Annotated in this window: 1 pseudogene; it reads right to left on the bottom strand. The window is 68.6% G+C overall.

Features of this window, described 5'->3' with window-relative positions:
* A pseudogene (locus KUM40_RS32285) lies at positions 1 to 882 on the bottom strand (hydrogenase expression protein); the annotation flags it as partial.
* Between the last annotated feature and the right edge of the window lie 7 nt (positions 883 to 889).

Below are 889 nucleotides of genomic sequence, written 5' to 3' on the forward strand. Positions count from 1 at the left end.
CGGCTCCTGGGTGGCCGACGGCTGCGCCTGCGGCTGCTCGGCGGGCGCGGACTCGGCACTGCTGGGCAACGTCTCCGGACTCGCACTCGGACTGGGCGCGAGTGCGGCGCCCGCCTCCTGCGTCTGCTCGGTGGCGCTCGTGCGGACCTGCGGCTTGTACGCGATCCAGATCATCACGAACGCGATCGCGAGCGCGACGAAGATGCCGAAGAAAGTCGCCAGCCAACGCGGCAGGAACCCGCGTTGCACGTACGTGCCCTCGACCTCCGTCGGATCCACCCCGGAACGGCGCACGGCCAGCGTGTACGGCCGCTCCTCCTTGGCGCCGAACCAGATGATCTGCTGCGGCTTCAGCGTCGTCTCCAGGAACGCCGCACGCCCCGGCTCGATCTGCACATTCCCCGGACGGATCTCGTACGACAGGTGATCACCGTTGTCACTGCCCGAGACCGACGCCGTCACCTTCGTATTGCCGAGGTTGTCCACCGCCAACTTCGGACGACCCCGGAAGCGCCCCTTCACCGTCGGCGGCACCAACTCCGCCCGCACTTCCGAGAACGCGGTGATCGTCAGATTGCCCTCCGGCACCGTCACCGCATCCGGATGCTCCGTCGGCGTAATCCGCACCGCATACGGATTCGGCCCCGCCACCGCATCCGGCGTACGAGGCGGCGCAAACGTCAACTCCACCGTCCCCGTCGTCCCCGGATACAGACGCAGCGTCGGCGGCTCGACCGTCGTCCAGGGCGCAACGTCCCCGACAGGCTCGAACCGGTACTCGTCCACCACGTCACCGGTATTACGCACCCTCAGGCGCACACGCGTACTGCTGCCGGGGTCCACAGTCGCGGACGCGGGCTCCAGCGAAGTCCACAGGCTCACGAGGCGA

The organism is Streptomyces sp. AC512_CC834 (assembly GCF_019049325.1).
Lineage (GTDB): Bacteria > Actinomycetota > Actinomycetes > Streptomycetales > Streptomycetaceae > Streptomyces.